We start from the raw sequence: 19,268 nt of genomic DNA, 5'->3' as shown, positions 1-19,268 counted from the left end.
GTGTCGCCATGCGCGAACAGGATTACGCAGTGAACAACAGCGTGCAGGCCGAGCAGCTAGAGGTTAGCCGTGTCCTGCGCAACACTTATGGCCTGCTGGCACTGACGCTGGCTTTCAGCGGTGTGATGGCCTTTGTCGCCCAACAGATGCGTGTCGGCTACCCGAACATCTTCGTGGTGCTGATCGGCTTCTACGGCCTTTTCTTCCTTACCAACAAGCTTCGCGATTCGGCCTGGGGCCTGGTGTCGGCGTTCGCGCTGACCGGTTTCATGGGCTTCCTGCTCGGCCCGATCCTCAACCGTTACCTGGGAATGCAGGGAGGCGCCGAGGTGGTCAGTTCGGCATTCGCCATGACCGCACTGGTGTTCGGTGGCCTTTCGGCCTACGTGCTGATCTCCCGCAAGGACATGAGTTTCCTGAGCGGTTTCATCACCGCTGGTTTCTTCGTGTTGCTGGGCGCGGTAGTGGCCAGCTTCTTCTTCCAGATCAGCGGCCTGCAGCTGGCGATCAGCGCCGGTTTCGTGCTGTTCTCGTCGGTCTGCATCCTGTACCAGACCAGCGCCATCATTCACGGCGGCGAGCGCAACTACATCATGGCTACCATCAGCCTGTATGTCTCGATCTACAACCTGTTTGTCAGCCTGCTGCAGCTGTTCGGCCTGATGGGCCGCGACGACTGATCACTTCGTGACAACGAAAGCCCGCCTCCTGGCGGGCTTTTTTTCGTCCACGAAATTCCGATCATCCTCAGTTCATCGGTGGCAAGCGTCGCTTGACCGGCGTCTTCTTGACGATGGCGGTACTGGTTTCGGCCAATACGTTGAGCTTGTCCAGCACGGTATCCAACTGCTCCATGGAGCGTACGTGGAGCCGGGCGATGAAACAGTCATCGCCGGTGACCTTGTCGCATTCGGTAAATTCGGCGATGGCCTGGATCTGCCGTTCCACCTCCTGCAGTTGTCCCGGTAACGGGCGGATACGCACGATGGCCTGGAGTTGATAGCCGAAGCACCGTGGATCCACCTCGACGGTGTAACCCTTGAGTACGCCGCGCTCTTCGAGCCTGCGCAGGCGCTCGGCCACGCTGGGTGAAGAAAGGCCACTCAGGTTTGCCAGCGCCTTGAGGGAAAGGCGGGAGTCTTCCATCAAGGCGCTGATGAGGATCTGGTCGATGTCGTCGGTCATTTGGGCTCCGTTAGGCGAATAGTCGATCTTGCCTTGATAAAAAAGGTAGAAACCCAGTTTAGCCTTTTTCCAGCTATGGAGAACGCGGCGGCCGGCTCGGCATACTGTGCCTCACTTGCTGAAGGAGCCTGAAGATGGACAAGACCTTACGTCGCGGTTCGCTGGAAATGACCGCTGCCATGCTGATTTCCGGAACCATAGGTTGGTTCGTGCTGGTATCGGGCCAGCCGGTATTGGACGTGGTGTTCTGGCGCTGTGTATTCGGCGCTGCCACCTTGCTGCTGATCTGCGCCGGCCTTGGTTTCCTGCGCCGGGATATCCTGACCCGGACGACCTTCCTGCTGGCGGTGCTCAGTGGCGTGGCAATCGTCGGCAACTGGGTGTTGCTGTTCGCTTCCTACTCCCGTGCATCGATCGCTATCGGCACGGCGGTGTACAACGTCCAACCGTTCATGCTGGTAGGGCTGGCGGCGCTGTTTTTGGGGGAAAAGATCACCGCGCAGAAGCTGTTCTGGTTGTTGGTGTCGTTTCTCGGGATGCTGGCCATCGTCAGTGCCCACGGTGAACAGGAGCAGGGGGGCGCAAACTACCTGGCGGGCATCGCGCTGGCCCTCGGGGCGGCGTTGCTGTATGCCATTGCCGCGCTGATCATCAAGCGCCTGACCGGTACGCCACCGCACCTGATCGCGCTGATCCAGGTCAGTACCGGTGTCCTGCTGCTGGCGCCCTGGGCGAACTTCTCGGCGTTGCCGCAACAAGCCCAGGCGTGGGCCAGCCTGCTGACCCTCGGCATGGTCCACACCGGCCTGATGTACGTATTGCTGTATAGCGCCATCCAACGGTTGCCCACCGCGATCACCGGGGCACTATCGTTCATCTATCCGATCGCGGCGATCTTCGTCGACTGGTTCGCCTTCGGCCATCGCCTCGAACCGCTGCAATGGCTGGGGGTGGCGGCGATCCTGCTGGCGGCCGCCGGCATGCAGCAGGGCTGGGGCATCAAGGCCCGTCGCCCAGCCCTGTCATGAGACGCCGTGGCGCGAGTCAGAAGATGTAGTCGGTGGTGAGGAAGTTCGAATCCCGCTCCCGGATGATGTCGCTGATCAGCGCTTTGTTGCTGTCCTGGAATTTGGTCGCCACCAGGGTTCTGATCGAAAAGGTACGCAGGGCATCGTGGACGGACAAGGTGCCCTCGGCCGAGTTTTTCCGGCCATTGAAAGGGAAGGTGTCCGGGCCGCGCTGGCATTGCGCGTTGATGTTGATGCGCCCGACCTGGTTGGCGAAGGTATCCACCAGCTTGCCGACTTCGGCTGGGTTGGTGCCGAAAATGCTCAATTGCTGGCCGAAATCGGATTCCAGGACGTAGTCGACCACGGTGTTCAAGTCCCGATAGGGCACGATGGGGACAACCGGACCGAACTGTTCCTCATGGTAGATCCGCATCGCGGTGTTCACCGGATAGAGCACTGCCGGGTAGAAGAATGAACTGCGGGATTCTCCGCCATGGGCATTCACCACCGCGGCGCCTTTGGCAACAGCATCGGCCACGAGCGAATGCAGGTAATCGACCTTGCCCGCCTCGGGCAGCGGAGTCAGTGCCACGCCGTCTTCCCAGGGCATGCCCGGTTTCAGGGCGGCGAGCCTGGCGTTGAATTTTTCGATGAAGGCCGGCGCGACGTCTTCGTGGACGAACAGGATCTTCAATGCCGTGCAGCGCTGGCCGTTGAACGACAGCGAGCCGGTCAACGCTTCGCTGACGGCGTTGTCCAGGTCGACGTCCGGCAGCACCAGCCCGGGATTTTTCGCATCCAGGCCCAGGGCGGCACGCAGGCGGTGCGGGCGCGGATGGAGTTTCTTCAAGTCGCTGGCCGCCTTGTTGGTTCCGATGAAGGCGAAGATGTCGATCTTGCCGCTGGCCATCAACGCACTGACGGTTTCCCGGCCGCTGCCGTAGATCACATTGATCACGCCTGCCGGGAAGCTGTCGCGGAAGGCTTCCAGCAGCGGTCGCACCAGCAGTACACCGAGCTTGGCCGGTTTGAATACCACGGTATTGCCCATGATCAGGGCGGGAATCAAGGTCGTGAAGGTTTCGTTCAATGGGTAGTTGTACGGACCCATGCACAAAGCCACGCCCAGTGGGACGCGACGGATCTGGCCGAGGGTGTCCTGTTCCAGTTCGAAACGGCTGGAGCGGCGGTCCAGTTCCTTGAGGGCGTTGATGGTGTCGACGATATAGTCGCAGGTGCGATCGAATTCCTTCTGGGAGTCCTTGAGGTTCTTGCCGATTTCCCACATCAGCAGTTTCACCACCGCTTCGCGTTGCTCGCGCATGCGTGCAAGGAAGCTTTCCACATGGCGGATCCGTTCGGCAACGCGCATTGTCGGCCATTGGCCCTGGCCGCGATCATAGGCACGGACGGCCGCGTCCAGGGCAGTGAGGGCGGTTTCGGCATCCAGCAACGGAGTGCTGCCCAGTACCACCTGCTCGTCCCCTTGTTCACCCGCCAGGTACACCGGGCTGCGTACCACGGCCAGCGGCCCCTGCCAGGTTTTCAGGACACCATCGACCAGATATTCGCGCTGTTCGATCCGCCCATCGAGACGGTAGGCCTGGGGAATGTCCGCGGCACTGGGAAACAGGTCGGCGAGAAGGTTGGCTGTGGTCATGTCGTTACTCCCTCAATGAAATGAGCCATGAGCTGATGGCAAGTCGTCAATACAGGGTTATACGCCTTAATGGAGGGAGTTTTTAAGGGGGGCAGGGTTCAATTGCAGTGCAGGCGGGGGCTGGCGGTGTGGTTCGGCCACCGGCCCCGGCACGTCGCGCTACCAGCGCATGCGCACACCCAGGCTGGCGATGATGCCATCGAGGTCGTTGTCATCGACGTCACTGCTGTAGTCGGCGCTGACATACAGGCTCACCACGGGCGTGACCCGTGCCACCAGGCCGAGGCCCACTTCGACGGTGGACGATTTGCGGCTGCTGCTGATCTTGTCCACCTTGTCCAGGCTCAGGGTGTCCGCGTTCTGGACGGTGTGCCACAGGTTGGTTCGCACGTAGGGCTCCATGCCCAGGCCGTTGACTTGATAATGACCCTTGAGGCGCGCACCGACGCGACCGCTCCAGGTGCTCAACTCATTGCCGGTACCGTCGCCGGAATTGGGCGCGTCGAGGGTGATGCGTCGATTGATCAACTGCGCCTGGGGTTCGACCACCCAGTTTTCACTGATGCCGATGGGAAAGCCACCTTCGACCGACAACGTGACGGCGTTGCCTTCGGCGGCCTGGCGTTGGCCTTGCTCGTTGCGGCTGTAACCGCTGACCCGGCCGCCGCTGGCACTCAGGTCCACGTGCCAGCCGGCAGGGCCGGTCAGGCTCCAGTAGGCACCCAGGTTCGTCCCTTGCAGGTTCAAGGTGTCCTTGCCCTGTCCGGCCAGGGCGGGTGTCACCAGGGTACCCGTGACGTTGCCTATGACCTGGTGCTGTTCGCTGATCAGCCCCATGCGCTGGGTATGGCCGTTGTCGTTACGCAGCGTGAACAGCGCCGGACTCTTGCTGGAGACCGGGTCGGTGCCGATGAGCGTGGGGGACGGGTTGCCGGATTGTGTTCGGTCATACCAGGCTTGCGCTGATTGCTCGACAGGCCAGGCCAGGACTTCCATGGAGGAGCATAGCAACAGCGACGTCGATACGGTGTGGAAGGTGATGGCGATCTCTTGTGGACGGTGGGAAGTTTTCATGGGGGTCTGCCTTGCAATCGCATGCATTTCTCGCTTGGCGTCTCTCCTACCCCGAATGAGGGGCGACCGAATGGATTGAGGCAAGCCTCGGGCGGCCCGCTGTGGCGGGTTTCAGAGGCCTGCCCCTGACTGTATTTCCGGGGGTAGTACGTTGTAGTCAAGAAGACCGATGCCAGCGCGTCAAGAAACCGAGCGATAAATGGCACTCTGAAATCAGGGTTGATAACTCTCTGATTTTTTTGATGATCGGAGTCGTCTTGCAGGCGTCAAAAAAACTTCCTCGAAGGCGCTGGATGACCCTACCAACTGACCCGCAGCCCCAGGTTCCCCGCCACGCTGCGTTGCTGGTTGCTATCGAGGTTATTGCTGTAATCCGCGCTGGCATAGACGCTGACGGAGGGCGCCAGGCTCACGATGACGCCGACGCCCAGGTCGCCGGTGGATGCGCGCTGCCGGGTCTCGATCCGTTCGGCGTTGTCGAAGGTGACCGAGTCGGTACCGGAAAAGGTGTGCCACAGGTTGGCCCGCAGGTACGGCTCCACAGGCAGGCCGCCGACTTGATAGCGCCCCTTGAGGCGAGCCCCGAGACGGCCCGTCCAGGCGCTGTCCGAGTCGAACTCGACCCTGGAAACCCCGTCATCCTGGGTGTCCAGCGACACTTTCTGGTGGATGAGCTGGACCTGGGGTTCGAATACCCAGTCGCCCGCCACGGCGAAGGGATAACCGGCCTCTGCGGACAGGGTCAGTGCATGCCCGCGATTGTCGATCTTCAGGCCTCTTTCGGAGCGGTTGTCGCCGTTCAGGCGCGTGCCCATCACGACTGCGTCGACATAGCCACCGGTGGGATCGGTAAGCGTCCAATAGAGTCCATAGCTGTCACCGTCCAGCTCGATCTTGCCGGCGCGTCGCCCCTCGAAGCCCAGGTTGAAGCCATCGACGTTGCCGTTCAGTTCGGTATGCCCGACAAAAAAACCGATGCGCTGGGTCTGGCCACCGGACAACGGTGCGGCGTACAGGTCGTTGCCCACCTGGAAGCCTTTGATCGATCCATCGAACCGGGGGCTCACCGTACCGGCCCACGTCTGGTCCAGGTCCTTGCCATAGACCCGGCCCCAACCCGCGCCGAACGCCCCGGTTTCGGTGAGCAGGCGCTGGTCGCCCTGGCGGTCATGGAACGTGCCCAGGGCCATCAGGGTCAGCTGCGCCGCGGCCGGAGGCAAGACCGACCAGGTGGGTACTTCAGGGCGGTACAAAGGAATGGGCGCGGCGCCGGGCGCCGGCACCGGCAAGACAGGCAGGCCGGGGCTGGGCGCCGGTACCGGTCCCGCTATCACAGTGGAGCGCAAGTACCAGCTGTTCCCGTCGCCGGTCACGCCTCCCTTGAACAAGCGATAGTCGAACGCACCGGCCGATACCGAGTTCGCCAGGGAAAACGCGCCACTGTCGCTGACGGCCCCGCCCTGGGCCTGCACCAGTTCGATGCCGTTTTGGGTGGTCAAGGCGCCTGCGCCTCCCAGGTTTGTCACGGCGATGGAGGTACTGCCGGTGAGTGTCCCGCCATCGACCACCAGTTTGTCGCTGGATGAGCCGTCCGCACCCACCTTCGTCTGCAGGCGCAATTGTCCGTTATTGCCCACATAGTTGCCTTGGACGGTCAGCGTGTCGCTGGTGCGGGTATTGCCCTGGGTGAGATCCACCGTCCCGGCGTTGTTGAGTGTCACCCGTTGGCCGGCGGTAAAGGGCGCGATGCTGCCCTGGGAGGAAGTCAGCACGCTGCTGGCATCGATGTCGAGTTTCCCCAGGCCCGTGGCGCTGTCGCCCAATACCAGGGCGTCCTCCAGGTCCAGGCGCGAGCCCTGGGTGAGGTCGACATCTTCCCAGTTGAGGTAGCGCGCGCCGGTGGCGGAGGTCGTGTTCTCGAACGTCAGCACGTCCAGGCCCAGGCCGCCGTCCAGGTTAGGTGTGACCGCGAGCCCTGTTTCATCCAGCCGCCGCAACAGCGCCGTGTCACTGCCATCGCCCATCAGGATGGCCGAGTGAATGAGCCCGCCGCTCCACTCCAGTTGGTCATCGCCGGCACTGGCCCTGACCTGGCCAATGATTTCGCCGCCGCTCACGGTAATGCTGTCGTTGCCGCCGCTGACGCTGACATTGCCACCGATGCGTCCCGCGGACAGGATGATGGTGTCCTGGCCGAAGCCCGTCACCAGGTTGCCAATGATCTGCCCACCCGACATGTCGAAAAGGTTGTCGTCGAGTTTCATGTCGACCCGGCCGATGGTGCCACCGCTCATGCGGGCGATGTCCCCGTCCTCGAATGCATCGACGATGGTGCCCCCGGTCATGGCAAACGTATCGAGGCCGTCGCCCTGGGACAGGGACAGGATGCGCCCGCCGGTCATGAGGAAATCGTCGATTCCCGAGCCTTGGCCCACATCGCCGTCGATCACGCCATTGGCATGGATCTCGACGCGATCTTCACCATCGTCGAACGTGACGTCGCCCTGGATGAGGCCGCTGCCATTGGCAGGCATCGTCAGGCTGTTATTGCCGGTAAGGTCAGTCAGTCCGGGGCTGGTGCCGCTGTCGCAGACATAGTTGTCATTGCCTGCCGTGGGTGTCAGCGTGCAGGCGGCCAGGGCACTGGGGACAGGGAACAGGAAGGGAACCGAAATCCATAGAACGTAGAACAGCCGATTGAATCCATGATCGCGCAGGCTCATGTGCTATCCCTCTGCATCGGCATTCCTGGAATGCCGGTTTCAGCATCGGCTGCACGACAGCTGGCACATGGGCCTGGCAACGCTCGCTGTATGGGATGGCACCCTAGCAACGAATACTCGTCGTCGCTACTGTCAGAACTTACAGGTCGTGAGCCCGCGAATTCCAATGAACAGGGGCACTACAGATGCACTTCCACTGAAAGGGGCAAGTGATCGCTCAGATGCGTCCAGGGCTTGTTGCCCAGGATCTGTGGGGCATGGCTGGTGGCGTTGCGCAGGTAGATGCGGTCCAGGCGCAGCAGAGGGAAGCGGGCGGGATAGGTCCTTGCCGGCCGGCCATGGTGGTGTTCGAAGGCTTCGTGCAGGTACCGGCGGCGGGCGAGGGCGGTATTACCACGTAGCTGCCAGTCGTTGAAGTCCCCCGCGATAATCACCGGGGCGTCCTCGGGCAGCGATTCGAGCAGTTGGCAGAGCAGCTTGAGCTGGAGCTGGCGGTGGCTTTCCAGCAGGCTCAGGTGCACACAGATCCCGTGGACCTCGGCATGGCCCGGCACGTCCAGAACGCAATGCAGCAAGCCGCGCCGCTCCGGACCGGTAATGGAGACATCGAGGTTACGGAACTGGCGGATCGGGTACTTCGACAGCAGCGCATTGCCGTGATGACCATCCGGATACACCGCGTTGCGGCCGTAGGCGAAGTCGTTCCACATGCTGTCGGCCAGGAATTCGTACTGGGAGGTCTGGGGCCAGTTATCGTAGCGCGAGGCATGACGGTCATGTTCGCCCAGCACCTCCTGCAGGAATACCAGGTCGGCGCCGGTGCTGCGTACCGCTTCACGCAGCTCAGGCAGGATGAAGCGACGGTTGAGGGCGGTGAAACCCTTGTGGGTATTGACGGTGAGAACCCGCAGCCGATGGACCGCCACGGGGGTGTCCAACGGCACCGATTCGACAGCCCGCCAGTCGGGATCTCGAGTCACGTTCACTCCTGAATCAGAGGTATCTGTTCATGCGACTGACAGGCGCTGTCGCAGTTCCGGATTTTTCCTGACGAGCGTGGGAGTGTTCCTGTTGCCGCACCGCCTGGCACCGGCCCGCGGGGCGTGACCGTTTCGGCATGCAGGCGCTTCAACCCGCAGCCGATTCAGATGAAGACGATTTCGTACGGCAAACCCATGCGATCCAGGATGACCCGGGGCACCAGGGGGGCGATGCCGCTGGCGGGCTCGCGATTGAGCTGGCTGGCATAGGCATGCATGGCGTGGCGCTTGCGGGCAGTGGTCCACACGTCCAGCCTTAGCTTGCGCGCCCGGTGCCAGGGAATCCTGCCATGTTCGCGGGCCGGCCAGTGCCAGGCCCATACGGGCAGCTCGTTGAAGGTTGCACCGATGCTTTCGGCCGCCACGGCTCCGGCGCGGCCGACCGTGTCGTGGTCGCTGTCGCCGTCCTTGCGCCAGGTGCTGAACACCACGTCGCCGGGGCGCAGGTAATGCCCAATGAAGGCGGTCAGTTGGGCCTCATGGTCGGCTAGGGTCTTTTCCGTGAAGCCCCCGCGTACCCACTGCAAAGCCTGGATCGATACGCCCAGGCGATGCAGGGCGTCCACGCTCTCCTGAGGGTGGGGGCGGTAGATGCGCAGGCGTTCGTCGGTCCACAGTGGTGACCCGGGGTGGCTGAGCTCCCCGTCGGTGACCGAGATCAGCAGCATGGGCATGTCCAGGTTGCTCAGCAACTGGAGCAGCCCGCCGCAGGCGCCGATCTCGTCGCCGGGGTGTGGGGCGAGGATGACGGCGCGGGCGCCTTCGGGAACCAGTGTCTGGGTACTGATGATGGGAATGTCGGCCAGTTGGGAAGCACTGTTCCAGATCTGCGGGTGCTGCCGGCCTTGCAAGCGAGAGGCAAGTTTCATGAGGGGACATCCTTGTTGTGTTCAATCTTTCAGCCATGCATCGCGCTCACTGCGCGATGATGCCGCCGGCTTCGTACGAAAGGTGCCTGCGCGACTTTCGTACAAACCCTGATGGCCTGGCTGCGATTCGCGGTACTCCGAATCCTGGAATCGACCGCATGGGAAGTATTGACCATGACGGCCAATTCGTCGCGTCACTTGTGTATCTGAACTGCAATTTTTCGTTCGAACTGAGCTGCGTGAGCCCGGAGCACCGCGTCCTTGCGGTGCCTGGCCCTGTGTAACCTTTCTTATCGCCGGCGTTATTGCTCCTCTTCCCGCTGCAGCTCGAACAACAGTAGGGAGCGCCCGGTGACGGAGTATTCGGCGCCGAACTCGAAACGCTCCTGGCCACGAATCGTTGGCTGGTTGGTGTCCACCATACAGGTCCAGAAGTCACCTTCGGGTACCTCTGGCAGGCGGAAATTGACGATATCGTGATGAGCGTTGACCACCAGCAACAGCGTCGCGTCGCCACCCTTGCGCCGGATACCGGTTTCCTGGGCACGGCCGTCCATCAGCATGCCCAGGCAGCGGCCATGGCCGTCCTGCCACTGCTCGACGGTCATTTCACTGCCGTCCGGCGCCAGCCAGGTCACGTCCTTGACGCCGATGTCCTCGTTGTAATTGCCCACCAGGAATCGGCCACGGCGCAGGATCGGATAGGCCAGGCGCAGCTTGATCAGGCGCTTGACGAACTTCAGCAGTGCCGCCCCGTCCTCGCTCAGGTCCCAGTTGACCCAGCCGATCTCGCTGTCCTGGCAGTAGGCGTTGTTGTTGCCGTGCTGCGTCCTTGCGAATTCGTCCCCGGCCACGATCATCGGCGTGCCCTGGGCCAGCAGCAGGGTGGCGAAGAAGTTGCGCATCTGGCGATGGCGCAGGGCGTTGATCTCGGGATCGTCGGTCGGGCCTTCGACGCCATGGTTCCAGGACAGGTTGTTGTTGCTGCCGTCCTGGTTGTTTTCATCGTTGGCTTCGTTGTGCTTGTCGTTGTACGACACCAGGTCATGCAGGGTGAACCCGTCATGAGCGGTGACGAAGTTCACCGAGGCATAGGGGCGCCGGCCGCGCTGGTTGAACATCTCCCCCGAAGCGGTCATGCGGCTGGCGAAATCGGCAAGCTGGCCGTCGTCGCCTTTCCAGAACGCCCGCACTGTGTCGCGAAACTTGTCGTTCCACTCGACCCAGCCCGGTGGGAAACGCCCCACCTGGTAGCCGCCGGGGCCGCAGTCCCAGGGCTCGGCGATCAGCTTGACCTGGCGCAGGACCGGATCCTGGCGGCAGGCGACGAGGAAACTGTGACGCTCGTCGAAACCGTCGTGATAGCGGCCCAGGATGGTCGCCAGGTCGAAACGGAATCCGTCCACGTGCATTTCCGTGGCCCAGTAACGCAACGAGTCCGTGACCATCTGCAACACGCAGGGGTGGCTCAGGTCCAGGGTGTTGCCGGTGCCGGAGTCATTGATGTAGAAGCGCTTGTCGTCGGGCATCAGCCGGTAATAGGAGGCGTTGTCGATGCCGCGCATGGACAGTGTGGGGCCCTGCTCGTTGCCTTCGGCGGTATGGTTGTAGACCGCGTCCAGGATGACTTCCAGGTTGGCCTCGTGCATGTGCGCGACCATTTCCTTGAACTCGGCGATCTTGCCGCTGGCCAGGTAGCGCGGATCCGGGGCGAAGAACGCGATGCTGTTGTAGCCCCAGTAGTTGGTCATGCCTTTGTGCAGCAAGTGCTGGTCATTGACGAACGCATGGATGGGCAACAGCTCCACCGACGAAACACCCAGTTTGCGGATGTGGTCGAGCACGTCGTCCACCATCAGCCCGGCGAAGGTGCCGCGCAGGTTTTCCGGCACCGAGGGGTGGCGCATGCTGAAGCCGCGTACATGGGTTTCGTACAGGATGGTCTTGTCCCACGGCACGTTGACGCGATGGTCGTGGCCCCAGGTGTGGGCCGGGTCGATGACCTTGCATTTAGGCACGAACGGGGCACTGTCGCGCTCATCGAAGCTCAGGTCGCCGTCGGGGTGGCCAATGGTGTAGCCGAACAGGGCCTCGGACCACTTGAGTTCGCCCACCAGTTGCTTGGCATAGGGGTCGATGAGCAATTTGTTGGGGTTGAAACGATGACCGTTTTCCGGGTCGTACGGGCCGTATACCCGATAGCCGTAGATCAGTCCCGGATGGGCATCGGGCAGATAGCCGTGATAGATCTCGTCGGTGTATTCAGGCAGTTCGATACGCTCGATCTCGACTTCGCCGGCGGCGTCGAAGATACACAGTTCGACCTTGGTGGCATTGGCGGAAAACAGCGCGAAGTTGACCCCCAGGCCATCCCAGGTCGCGCCAAGGGGGAAAGGCAGCCCTTCGCGAATCCGCGAAGCCTCGATAACGGGCGGCGGGGTGGTTTTCTTTGGACGGGTCATGTTTGCTCCTGCAAAAGGCAGCCAGATTGAGTGAGGCTGTTGACTCGGAATACGTTCATTTCTATTGGGGCCGGGACCTGTGCAGCCAAGGCGAAGGATCACTCCCCGCTAAGGCGCACAGCGGACCTGTGTTGGCGGCTGTCGCGCCATCAGGCGGGGACAGCTGGCCCCGCCATCCGCGCGACGTGAGAAGCCGTGAGCCTGATGATCAGACCGCTGGGGGCTTGCGCGCCGCGCGTGGCTTTTTATCCGCAGCCTTGCTGGCCGGTGGCACCACTGCCGGGCTGGCAGAAGGTTTGGCTGCCGGCTTGGCCTTGGGCGTGGTGCTTTTGGTGGCGGCCTTGGCGGCTGTGCTCTTGGCTGCGGCTGGCTTGGCACCATCGGCCTTCGCCGCAGGCTTGGCGGCGGCCTTGGGCGGCTTGCTCGGTGCCAGCGCTTCGGCCTCGGCAAGCTTGCGCGCCATCTCCCAGTGGCGTTTTTCCTGCCCGGTAGGTTTACCTTCGGATTCCCAGATCTGATAGGCAAACTCTCGGATGCGTTTATCGTCGGTACTCATCGCGATGCTCCTGACTTCACTCAAGATTGGATAAAGATGTTGACCGGGAAATCCCCCAGCGCGGCGCTGACCATCAGCTCCCCTTGGGGTGTGACTGCTGCGCTTGCAAAAAGTCCCTTCAGTTTTCCATCCTCGGCGGCGAACGGTAACGACACCCGGGTATCGCTCCAATCCGATGCAGCCACCTGTGGCTCGGCACTGTTTTCCAGCAACCGGGCCGCATGGATCGGTACCACCACGATCGCCCGCTGTTGTCCGTGCTCGCGCATGAACGCCAGGACCCGGCCGGCATGCTCGCCCACCACCTGCAGCGGTTGATAGCGACCCTCACGGAACAGGTGCGGGTATTCGGCCCGCAGGGCCAGTGTCCTGGCGATCAGGGCCTGTTTGATCCGGCCGTCGCGCCAGTCGCGGACCAGCGTTGCCGCCTGGTCGTCGGCCTGCAGGCCCTCTCGGCGGGCATCGAAGTCCACAGGCCGGCGGTTGTCCGGATCCACCAGGCTGAAATCCCAGAACTCGTTGCCCTGGTACAGGTCGGGTACGCCGGGCACCGTCATGCGCAGCAAGGTTTGCGCCAGACTGTTGAGGGCGCCCGCAGGGGCGACGGCCTGTACCGCATCGGCGATGGCGCTGCGCAGTGGCAACCCTTCGTCCCCGAGCAGCAAGCGTTCGAGGAACATCTGGGTCGCCTGTTCGTAGGCGTCGTTGACGGACGCCCAACTGCTTTGCAGCTTGGCTTCGCGCAGGGCCTTGCGCTGCCATTGCCACAGGCGCTCGTTGTAGTTGGCCAGAGCACTGTGGTCCTGCAGGTCGAGGTCCAGCGGCCAGCTGCCAAGCAGCGCCTGATACAGGATCAGTTCGTCGCCGGCGGAGGGGGCCGCGGGATCGCTGTGCAGGGAAGGAGAGAGGATGCGCCATTGATCCACGCACGCGGTGTACCAGTCGGCGCGTTCGCTGAGCACCGCCAGCCGGGCACGGGTGTCTTCGCCGCGCTTGTGGTCGTGGGTAGCGGTCGTGATCAGGTTGTCGGGGAAATGTTCGAGTCGCTCCAGGCAGGCGTCGTGGAATTCCTGGGGCGGGGCGCTGAACCGCTCGGTGTTGTAGCCCACGTCATTGCGTGACAACAACACTGCCGAACGATACAGCGCCGTATCTTCCACCGCCTTGGCGGCGGCGGGCGAGGTCAGTTGCTGGAAGCGCACACAGGCATGGCGCAGGCGCTTGCGCTGGCTACCCCGTGGACGTTGTCGCCAGGCCATGCCGCCGAGCCAGTTGGCCAGGCAGTCGAGCACCGGCCAGTCGGCTTCGCTGAGGGTTTGCCGGGCGCCTGCCAGCGCCTTCTGGAAAAACATCTCGTCTTCGGCGCTGCGGCCCAGGGCACTGATATAGGTGCGATAGACCGGGAAATGCACGATCAGCTCCTGCAAGGCCCGCCGGATCGCGCCCAGGGTCAGGTCCCGGGTCATCACGTCGTCCCGCGCCACCTGGAGCAGGGCCTGGGCGACGCTCTCGAAGTCACCGGCCAATGAGCCGTTGAGGATCTGCTGGCGAGCCAGGCGGGCTTCTTCGATGAAGTGCGCCGGCCGCTCGCTGTTCCGGCTCCAGAACTCGGCCAGGACATCGGCGCCGGCCGGGTCATGCTGCAGCAGCGACACCTGGTTCATGAACTCATAGCCGGTGCTGCCGTCGACCTTCCAGTCCTGGCGCAGGGTCTCGCCATCGCCAAGGATCTTCTCGATGAAGATCGGCAGGTGTCGCGAAGGCGACAGGCTATCGACACGCCTGCGCAACTTGCGACAGTAGCCGCGTGGGTCCGCCAGGCCGTCGATGTGGTCGATGCGCAGCCCGTCCACCAGGCCCTCGGCGATCAACTCGAAGATCTTCGCATGGGTGGCTTCGAACACGGCGGGGCGTTCGACCCGCAGCCCGCCCAGTTCATTGACATCGAAAAAGCGTCGCCAGTTGATATCGTCCGCGGCGGTGCGCCAACTGGCGAGCCGATAGCTCTGGCGTTCGAGCAACTGATGCAGCAGCTCGAAGCCCTGGGGCTGCGTGGAGTCGTAGCCTTGCAGGCTGACTTCGATGGCGGCCAGGATGCCCGGCTGGGTCGCCAGGTCCCGCAGTTGCGCCTGCAACGGGCGGGCGAGGGTATGGGCGTCGGTCTGGTAGTTCAGCGTGGTGAAGCGTTCGGCCAGGGCCTTGAGGGCTTCGGCTTGCTCGGGTGGCAGGTGTTGCGCAGGCCTGAGCAGTTCGCCGTACTGCATGGGGCAGATGGGGAAATGATGCTCGTAATGCTCGGCATAGAAACTGCCGCGGCTCGGGTCGAAGCGCAGTCGCAGCGTACCCTCCTGCAACGCGACCCCATAATCGCTGCCCAGGAACGGGAGCAGCAACTGGCCTTCCATCAATGGGTCGGGGGAGTGCCACTGGATATCGAAGAACTGGCCGTAGGGGCTCAGGCGTCCCCATTCCAGCAGGTCCAGCCACCAGGGGTTGTCGTTGCCGCCCACGGCCATGTGATTGGACACGATGTCGAGGATCAGGCCCATCCGGTGTTCGCGCAGTGTCGCCACCAGGCGCCTGAGGGCGGCTTCGCCACCAAGCTCCGGGTTGACCAGGGTCGGATCGACCACATCATAGCCGTGCATCGACCCGGCACGGGCCTTCAACAGCGGGGATGCGTAGATATGACTGATCCCCAGCGAGGCGAAGTAGGGCACCTGGGGGATCGCGTCGTCCAGGGTGAAGCCTTTATGGAATTGCAGGCGCAAGGTGGCCTGCAAGGGTTGGATCAACGTCTGTTTCATCGGTCACGCTCGTTCGCCTGAAGTCTCGCGCAGGCGAGTATTTCCAGACGCCGGGCGGCGTCCGGGCCATCCAGCAGCGCCTGGCTCTCGCAAGGCAAGCGTCTGCGCCAATTGGGGTGTGTGTCGATCGTGCCGGGCAGGTTGGCCTGCTCGTCGATGCCCAGGGCATCTTCCAGCGGCAACAGCACCAGCGGTGCCCGAGTGTGGCCGAGGAAACGGACGCTGGCATCCAGCACCTGATCGGTTTCGCGATGTTCTTCGCGGAAGTTCTGCGGGTCCTGGTTCAGTACATGGCGCAAGCCTTCGCGTTCTCGCTCGCGGTGCCTGCGCCAGTCCATCTCGGTGTGGGAATCGATCAGGTTCAGGCGCGCGTTCCAGTCGATATCGTGGCCATGCCACCAACCGTTGAGGGTCGGCAGGTCATGGGTGCTGGTGGTTGCCAGGGCGTTGTCCGGCCAGTCGAGGATCGGCTTGAAGTGGGTGTTGTCCTGCTCGAACAACAGCACGCGCATGCCGAGGATCGCCCGCGCGCTGAGTTTTTCCCGCAGGCCATCGGGCACGGTGCCGAGGTCTTCGCCCAGCACGATGGCCTGGTGGCGATGGGATTCGAGGGCCAGCAGGCGCAGCAAGTCGTCCACCGGGTAATAGAGGTAGGCGCCGTCGGTGGGGGGCGCGCCGTTGGGGATCACCCACAGGCGCTGCAGGCCCATGACATGATCGATGCGCAAGCCGCCGGCATGGGCGAAGTTGGCCCGCAGCATTTCGATGAACGCGCGAAAGCCGTTGCGCACCAGGCCTTCCGGCGAAAACGCCGAGATTCCCCAGCCCTGGCCGGAACGGTTGAGAATGTCCGGTGGCGCCCCCACGGTCAGCGAGGCGAGCAGTTCGTCCTGCCGGCTCCAGGCCTGGCTGCCGGCACCATCGGCCCCTACGGCCAGGTCGGCGATCAGGCCGATGCCCATGCCGCTGGACTTGGCGGCGCTCTGGGCACGCTCCAGGCAGCGGGCGATCAACCATTGGCAGAAGGCGTAGAAGCCGATTTCGTCGGCGTTCTCCTCGGCGAAACGCGCCAGGGTGGGGCTGCGCGGGTTGCGCCACTGCTCGGGCCATTCGCGCCAGTCCAGGCTTTCACCCCGGGCGGCGCGTTCGGCTTGCAGGGCTTCGAAGCGGCAGTGGTTCTCCAGGGCTTCGCCACTGCTGTGGCGGAAGCTGGCGAAGTCTTCGTGCAGCGGGTGTTCGCCCTGGTTGAAACCGTCATACAGGGCGCGCAGGATCTTCTGCTTGGCTTCGGCCGCCACTGGCCAGTCCACCAGGGGCTGGTCTTCCAGATGGCGCAGCTGATTGGTCAGCCCGGTGGCATCGATGGCCGTGCGCAGCGCCCGCTCGCCGAGGATGGTGCCCGGTGCGGCGTACAGGCTGTTGAGGAACAGTCGGCTGGAGGGCGAGTAGGGGCTGTAGCGCCCGGTGTCGCTGCTGAACATCGCATGGATCGGGCTGATTGCCAGGGCGTCGGCCCCGCGTTCGCCGGCCGTACGTGCCAGTTCTTCCAAAGCCTGGGTGTCGCCGAAACCACCGTCCCCAGGGCGACGCAACGCATACAACTGCGCGCTCAGGCCCCAGGCCCTGGGTGTCGGGTCGTCCACCGCATCGGCCACGCTGTAGCAGCGGGCCGGTGCCACGGCCAGGGTGAAATGCTGGTCCTGGATGCTGACATGTTGGTAACCCACCGGGACCATCCCCGGCAACCTGGCGTCGGCATCGAGTTTCAGGTTCAGTGTCGCGCCATCGTCGAGGCGGATTTCACAGGGCGTCGATCCCTCGAAATAGCGACTCAGGTCCACGCTGACGCCGACGTCGGCGGTGATCAGCGGTGGCAGGCGATGGTCTTGCTGGTCTTGCTGCAATTGCAGCAGGCTGGCGTCGATTTCCTGGGCAGTGCCGGCTGGATGGCCGAGGCCTGTCAGGACCGAACGCAACACGGCGGGAGAGACTTTTTGAGCCCGGCCATTGGCGTCGATCCAGTCCACTGCCAGGCCCGCTCGCCCGGCAAGGATCTCCAGTTGTGCATCGCTCATAGGCGCTCTCCAGTGATATTCGGTGACATTACCGCTTGAGTCAGGGTGACCAGCGCGCTGTAAGGCGCAAGTGCACCTTGCTGCAACAGACCCATGGCTTGCGGCGGATGTTCGAAAAGAATGCGCACATCTTCGGGGGCGGTATGTTCGATCGACTGGTCGCCGAGGTTCAGGTCGATACGCAGCACGCTGCCGTCTTCCAGGCGCCAGCGCGCACTGATCGCAGCGTGCCCCAGCACATCGGCGCCCAGGGCCTGGATCGCGGGCAGGCGCGGGACGATTTCCTCGCGACGAATCTTCAGCAGTTGGCGGTAGAAGGTCTCATTGGCCAGTTGCTCCGGTTCAAGGGTTTCCAGGGCCGGACGGGAGGCCTCGAAGGTCTCGATCGCATTGGGGTCGGGGATCCGCTTGCGTTTTTCCGGATCGGCGAAGGCACTGAAAGCCTTGAACTCGTTGCGCCGACCTTCGCGTACCAGTTCCGCCAGCTCACCGTGATGGCTGGTGAAAAACAGGAACGGCTGTTGGGCTTTCACTTCGTCGCCCATGAACAGCAGCGGAATCATCGGCGACAGCAGCAACAGCACCGTTGCCGCTTGCAACGCCTGGGGATTGGCCAGTTGATGCAGGCGCTCGCCCAGGGCCCGGTTGCCGATCTGGTCGTGGTTCTGCAGGAACAGCACGAAGGCGTTGGCCGGCAGGTGGCCGCTGGGTTCGCCCCGGGGTTCTCCATGGCGGTTGATATGGCCCTGGAAGACAAAGCCCTGGCTGAGGCAGCGCGCCAGTTTCTCCGTGGTCTGTTCGGCATAGTCGGCGTAATAGGCGTCGGTCTCGCCGGTCAGCAGGACATGCAGCGCGTTATGGCCGTCGTCGTTCCACTGGGCGTCGTAGCCTTGCTCCAGCAGGCTGGCCTGGTTGTGTTCGTTCTCCACGGTCAGCCAGACATGCCGCGTCGGGTCGACCTGCTGGCGCACCCTGGCGGCCAGTTCCTGGAGAAAGTCCGGGTCTTCGATGGCGTGCACGGCATCCAGGCGCAGACCGTCGAAACGGTACTCCAGCACCCACATCAACGCGTTGTCGATGAAGAAGTCCCGCACCTCGCGGCGGCGGAAATCGATGGCCGCGCCCCAGGGGGTGTGCCGGTCTTCCCGGAAGAAACCCTTGGCATAGCGGTGCAGGTAGTTGCCGTCGGGACCGAAGTGGTTGTAGACCACGTCAAGGATCACTGCCAACCCGTGCCCGTGGGCGCTGTCGATCAAGTGCTTGAGCTGCTCCGGCGTGCCATAGGACGCCTGGGGGGCGTAGGGCAGCACGCCGTCATAGCCCCAGTTGCGATCTCCGGGAAACTGCGCCAGGGGCATCAGTTCGATGGCGGTCACGCCCAGGCCGGCCAGGCGAGCCAACTGCTGCTCGACCCCCTCGAACCCACCGAGGGCGCCAACGTGCAGTTCGTAGATCACCGCCTCGTACCAGGGGCGCCCCGACCAGCCGGTGTGTCGCCATTGGTAAGCGTGGGGATCGACCACTACGCTGTGGCGGTCGATGTCGCCGGCCTGGGCGCGGGAGGCCGGGTCGGGGACCTCCAGTTCGCCGTCGATGTTGAAGCGGTAGCGGGTGCCGGCGGGGCAACGGGTCTGGATCATGAACCAGCCGTTGGCCTGTGGCAGCAGGGGTATTGATTCTCCAGTGTCGAGTTCGACACTGACGTAAAACGCATCCGGGGCCCACAGGGCGAAACGAGTGTGCTCGGTATCAAGCATGATCGCGCCGTGGGTCCAGGTCTCGGGCGTCCTTGTCGGCATCGATCACC

General features: G+C 63.2%; 13 protein-coding genes. 2 read left to right on the top strand and 11 right to left on the bottom strand.

Annotated elements, in window-relative coordinates:
* Positions 1–8 precede the first annotated feature (8 nt).
* Positions 9–680 carry a Bax inhibitor-1/YccA family protein gene (locus AC1M7R_RS26175; protein ID WP_039588756.1) on the top strand — a complete coding sequence of 224 codons (672 nt, stop codon included), beginning with the start codon at positions 9–11 and terminating at the stop codon, positions 678–680.
* A gap of 67 nt (positions 681–747) precedes the next feature.
* On the opposite strand, the gene AC1M7R_RS26170 is transcribed toward AC1M7R_RS26175, so the two are convergent.
* Positions 748–1,185, bottom strand: coding sequence for an Lrp/AsnC family transcriptional regulator (locus AC1M7R_RS26170; RefSeq protein ID WP_072398427.1), 438 nt, complete (start codon positions 1,183–1,185; stop codon positions 748–750).
* 134 nt (positions 1,186–1,319) lie between these two features.
* On the opposite strand from AC1M7R_RS26170, the gene AC1M7R_RS26165 reads away from it, so the two are divergent.
* Complete coding sequence (locus AC1M7R_RS26165) at positions 1,320–2,213, top strand: DMT family transporter (RefSeq protein ID WP_072431164.1); 894 nt, start codon at positions 1,320–1,322, stop codon at positions 2,211–2,213.
* Positions 2,214–2,229: 16 nt separating this feature from the next.
* Here AC1M7R_RS26165 and AC1M7R_RS26160 read toward each other — a convergent pair whose 3' ends face one another.
* From AC1M7R_RS26160 to treZ, 10 genes are all read right to left on the bottom strand, one after another.
* Positions 2,230–3,855: an NADP-dependent glyceraldehyde-3-phosphate dehydrogenase gene (locus AC1M7R_RS26160; protein ID WP_072398429.1), complete on the bottom strand. Its 1,626-nt coding sequence runs from the start codon at positions 3,853–3,855 to the stop codon at positions 2,230–2,232.
* A gap of 159 nt (positions 3,856–4,014) precedes the next feature.
* Positions 4,015–4,929: an autotransporter domain-containing protein gene (locus AC1M7R_RS26155; protein WP_072459335.1), complete on the bottom strand. Its 915-nt coding sequence runs from the start codon at positions 4,927–4,929 to the stop codon at positions 4,015–4,017.
* A gap of 299 nt (positions 4,930–5,228) precedes the next feature.
* Positions 5,229–7,652, bottom strand: a complete 2,424-nt coding sequence (locus AC1M7R_RS26150; RefSeq protein WP_072398431.1) for an autotransporter family protein — start codon at positions 7,650–7,652, stop codon at positions 5,229–5,231.
* Positions 7,653–7,831: 179 nt separating this feature from the next.
* Positions 7,832–8,632 carry an endonuclease/exonuclease/phosphatase family protein gene (locus AC1M7R_RS26145; protein ID WP_072398432.1) on the bottom strand — a complete coding sequence of 267 codons (801 nt, stop codon included), beginning with the start codon at positions 8,630–8,632 and terminating at the stop codon, positions 7,832–7,834.
* 164 nt (positions 8,633–8,796) lie between these two features.
* The gene (locus AC1M7R_RS26140) at positions 8,797–9,561 is read right to left on the bottom strand and encodes a PIG-L deacetylase family protein (RefSeq protein ID WP_072398433.1); all 765 of its coding nucleotides are present in this window, start codon (positions 9,559–9,561) and stop codon (positions 8,797–8,799) included.
* 302 nt (positions 9,562–9,863) lie between these two features.
* Positions 9,864–12,023, bottom strand: coding sequence for a glycogen debranching protein GlgX (gene glgX / locus AC1M7R_RS26135; protein WP_490610120.1), 2,160 nt, complete (start codon positions 12,021–12,023; stop codon positions 9,864–9,866).
* Positions 12,024–12,231: 208 nt separating this feature from the next.
* Positions 12,232–12,579 (bottom strand): DUF2934 domain-containing protein, encoded by a 348-nt coding sequence (locus tag AC1M7R_RS26130; RefSeq protein ID WP_072398435.1) that lies wholly within the window; start codon positions 12,577–12,579, stop codon positions 12,232–12,234.
* Between the two features lie 20 nt (positions 12,580–12,599).
* Complete coding sequence (locus AC1M7R_RS26125; RefSeq protein WP_072398436.1) at positions 12,600–15,386, bottom strand: malto-oligosyltrehalose synthase; 2,787 nt, start codon at positions 15,384–15,386, stop codon at positions 12,600–12,602.
* Positions 15,383–17,461 carry a 4-alpha-glucanotransferase gene (malQ, locus tag AC1M7R_RS26120; protein ID WP_076406939.1) on the bottom strand — a complete coding sequence of 693 codons (2,079 nt, stop codon included), beginning with the start codon at positions 17,459–17,461 and terminating at the stop codon, positions 15,383–15,385. Before malQ ends, AC1M7R_RS26125 begins: the two co-directional genes overlap by 4 nt.
* Positions 17,458–19,260 (bottom strand): malto-oligosyltrehalose trehalohydrolase, encoded by a 1,803-nt coding sequence (treZ, locus tag AC1M7R_RS26115; protein WP_072398438.1) that lies wholly within the window; start codon positions 19,258–19,260, stop codon positions 17,458–17,460. The genes malQ and treZ overlap by 4 nt, the downstream gene beginning before the upstream one ends.
* Positions 19,261–19,268 lie beyond the last annotated feature (8 nt).

Source organism: Pseudomonas sp. MS01C9 (genome assembly GCF_058202755.1).
The sequence above is the reverse complement of the archived record's forward strand: the minus strand, read 5'-3'. Positions and strand labels throughout refer to the sequence as shown.

Bases quoted from the DNA above. Each gene is read 5' to 3' on its own strand.
- AC1M7R_RS26125 (WP_072398436.1), bottom strand. From the start codon at position 15,386: ATGAAACAGACGTTGATCCAACCCTTGCAGGCCACCTTGCGCCTGCAA.
- AC1M7R_RS26140 (WP_072398433.1), bottom strand. From the start codon at position 9,561: ATGAAACTTGCCTCTCGCTTGCAAGGCCGGCAGCACCCGCAGATCTGG.
- AC1M7R_RS26175 (WP_039588756.1), top strand. From the start codon at position 9: ATGCGCGAACAGGATTACGCAGTGAACAACAGCGTGCAGGCCGAGCAG.
- malQ (WP_076406939.1), bottom strand. From the start codon at position 17,461: ATGAGCGATGCACAACTGGAGATCCTTGCCGGGCGAGCGGGCCTGGCA.
- AC1M7R_RS26155 (WP_072459335.1), bottom strand. From the start codon at position 4,929: ATGAAAACTTCCCACCGTCCACAAGAGATCGCCATCACCTTCCACACC.
- AC1M7R_RS26170 (WP_072398427.1), bottom strand. From the start codon at position 1,185: ATGACCGACGACATCGACCAGATCCTCATCAGCGCCTTGATGGAAGAC.
- treZ (WP_072398438.1), bottom strand. From the start codon at position 19,260: ATGCCGACAAGGACGCCCGAGACCTGGACCCACGGCGCGATCATGCTT.
- AC1M7R_RS26160 (WP_072398429.1), bottom strand. From the start codon at position 3,855: ATGACCACAGCCAACCTTCTCGCCGACCTGTTTCCCAGTGCCGCGGAC.
- AC1M7R_RS26130 (WP_072398435.1), bottom strand. From the start codon at position 12,579: ATGAGTACCGACGATAAACGCATCCGAGAGTTTGCCTATCAGATCTGG.
- AC1M7R_RS26165 (WP_072431164.1), top strand. From the start codon at position 1,320: ATGGACAAGACCTTACGTCGCGGTTCGCTGGAAATGACCGCTGCCATG.
- glgX (WP_490610120.1), bottom strand. From the start codon at position 12,023: ATGACCCGTCCAAAGAAAACCACCCCGCCGCCCGTTATCGAGGCTTCG.
- AC1M7R_RS26150 (WP_072398431.1), bottom strand. From the start codon at position 7,652: ATGAGCCTGCGCGATCATGGATTCAATCGGCTGTTCTACGTTCTATGG.